3 protein-coding genes are annotated in these 2,742 nt (G+C 43.1%); 2 read left to right on the top strand and 1 reads right to left on the bottom strand.

The features are described from left to right. Positions 1 to 107: 107 nt before the first annotated feature. A complete protein-coding gene (locus AB4496_RS08105) occupies positions 108 to 905 on the bottom strand; it encodes a Cof-type HAD-IIB family hydrolase (RefSeq protein ID WP_102258288.1) in 798 nt (265 codons plus the stop codon). A gap of 319 nt (positions 906 to 1,224) precedes the next feature. On the opposite strand from AB4496_RS08105, the gene AB4496_RS08100 reads away from it, so the two are divergent. Next, complete coding sequence (locus AB4496_RS08100) at positions 1,225 to 1,566, top strand: helix-turn-helix transcriptional regulator (RefSeq protein ID WP_009845914.1); 342 nt, start codon at positions 1,225 to 1,227, stop codon at positions 1,564 to 1,566. A 105-nt stretch (positions 1,567 to 1,671) separates the two neighbouring features. After that, positions 1,672 to 2,727, top strand: coding sequence for an ACR3 family arsenite efflux transporter (arsB, locus tag AB4496_RS08095; protein ID WP_009845915.1), 1,056 nt, complete (start codon positions 1,672 to 1,674; stop codon positions 2,725 to 2,727). Positions 2,728 to 2,742 lie beyond the last annotated feature (15 nt).

Below are 2,742 nucleotides of genomic sequence, written 5' to 3'. Positions count from 1 at the left end.
AACCTGAACAATCGTTCAAATTTAACTAAATTCAACATTAACGAACAAAAAAGCCAACTTATGTTCACGAGTTGGCTTTGACAAAAATCGGGTCGAGCTTAAGAGCGTTACGCTAGCAACTTCTCAAGTACTTGGAACACACCCGCGTCAACGTTACTTGGCGCAGCAAAACGTGCGATCTCTTTTAACTTTGGATGTGCGTTTTCCATCGCGTAAGAGTGGTAGCTCTCTTTTAGCATTTCCAAATCATTGAGGTAGTCACCAAAGCTCATGGTCTGCTCGTAAGTGAAACCTAATGTGTTCTGTAGATGTTTAATCGCCGCACCTTTTGACGCTTCAGCGTTCATCACATCCAACCAAATTTTTGCACTGACAACCACTTGGTAGTTCTCACCGAATTTGGCATCAATAGTTGGGTTCACTTTCTCTTGTGAACCGTCGAAGTGACAGATAGCCACCTTGATGAAATCGTCTTCTACCGCCAGTAAGTCTTCTACTTGCTCTCGGCGATGGTAGTACTTAGAGATCTCCGCTAAAGCACGCTCATCTTTGGTTTCAATGTATGCAGACTTTTTACCACAAAGTACAACGTGTGCACCTTCAATCGCACGCGCTTCTTTGATGATGTCTTTGATGGCATCAGTATCAAGTAAGCAGCTGTAGAGCTCTTGCCCTTTGTGCATCACTAATGTGCCGTTTTCAGCAACGAACATCATGCGATCTTTTAGCGGAGCAAAGGTTTCCATCAAGCTGTAATACTGACGACCCGATGCCGCAGCAAAAATGATGTCTTGAGCTTCTAGTCGCTCATAAAGATTGAAGAATTCTGGGTCTAACTTTCCGTGTTCATTAAGAAGAGTGCCGTCCATATCAGCAGCGATAAATTTGATGTTCTGTTGTGGCATTTCAGGGCTTACCTATGAGTAAAGATTAAAGTGCAAATTATGATTTTTCGTTATCTTGTGTAACGGTTCTGCGTTCAATTATATCGCTAGAGTAGCCAGTGAATGCAATGCTTTTCGGTCGATTTCTCTGTTTAAATCTAAGATCTTGTTTATGCGCAATAAGAAGGTAAAAACAGATAAAAATCGAATATCAAGCTTAACTAAAACCATTGTTCTGAGATGCCAATTTAAGCCGACTTATAAATTTCGCATTGACCAATAAAAGAAATAGGCCTACCATTAATCGTCTTTTAACGATTATGGAAAGCGAAACATCAATATGAACGAAATTTGCCCTACAACTGGTGGCTGTGCTCTACCAATCGGACATGGTGATACCGAAGCTGAAACGCAAATGGCAGCTCTGGCCAAAGCGCTCGCTCACCCGGCAAGAGTTCGTATATTGAGTATCCTTTCAACGCTAGAAAAATCGGGCGGCTGTTTGAACAGTGACTTGGTTAGTGAATTAGGTTTGGCGCAATCGACAGTATCAGAGCACCTAAGAATCTTGAAAACCTCTGGTTTCATCACTGCTGAATCGATACCACCGAAGATGTGCTACCGCATTAATCGAGATAATATTCAGCAATTTGAGACGCTAATCGACACTATTTTGAAATAGATTTATCGCGCTTAGTTTGTCGAATACGGAATAAATTAAGCGTATTTTTTTGCTTCCCAATATCGCTTTTCGACGATTGACGATATCAACCAAAGAGAAAATATCATGAAGCCAAAATTAGGTTTTCTAGATCGCTACTTAACGCTGTGGATCTTTATTGCCATGGGTCTTGGTGTACTGCTTGGCATCCTATTCCCACAGATCGAGCAGTGGAACGAATCTATGTCGGTTGGTACCACCAACATTCCACTTGCGATTGGCCTTATCTTAATGATGTACCCGCCTCTGGCTAAGGTTAACTACAACCTATTAGGCACTGTGGTCAAAGATAAGAAAGCGATCAAACTATCTTTGATCATGAACTGGCTTGTTGGCCCAATTCTGATGTTTGTGTTGGCACTGACTTTCTTGGGTGACCACCCAGGTTACATGGTCGGCGTGATTCTGATTGGTCTAGCTCGTTGTGTGGCGATGGTGCTAGTTTGGAACGACATCGGCGGCGGTAACAAAGAATACGGCGCGGCATTGGTTGCTCTAAACAGTGCATTCCAAGTGGTGAGCTACAGCTTTATGGCGTGGTTGTTCATCAGCGTTCTTCCACCAGTATTTGGTTACGAAGGCATGATGGTTGATATCTCGATGATCGACATTGCACACAGTGTACTTATTTACCTAGGTATCCCATTCTTAGCGGGCTTCCTAAGCCGCAAGATCCTTGTGTCGATGAAAGGCGAGCAGTGGTACAACGAAGTGTTTATTCCACGTATCTCTCCAATCACACTGATTGCACTACTGGCTACTATCGTTCTGATGTTCAGCCTAAAAGGCGAGATGATTGTAGAACTGCCAATGGACGTATTGTTGATTGCGGTTCCACTGACTATCTACTTCACAGCAATGTTCTTCATCAGCTTCTTCATTGGTAAGAAGATGGGCATTGAATACGACAAGAACGCATCAATTGCATTCACAGCAACAGGCAACAACTTCGAGCTAGCGATTGCCGTTGCTATCTCAGTATTCGGTATCAACTCAGACCAAGCGTTTGCCGGTGTTATCGGTCCACTGATTGAAGTACCTGTGTTGATTTACCTAGTGAACGTGGCGCTTAAGATGAAAGACAAGTACTACAACGGTCAGACGGTGAAACCTAGCGTATAGCATCTACGTCTACAC

The sequence above is a fragment of the Vibrio sp. 10N.222.46.A1 genome (assembly GCF_041473595.1).
Lineage (GTDB): Bacteria > Pseudomonadota > Gammaproteobacteria > Enterobacterales > Vibrionaceae > Vibrio > Vibrio tasmaniensis_A.
Note: the sequence above shows the minus strand (reverse complement) of the source record. Positions and strands in the feature narration are given on the sequence as shown.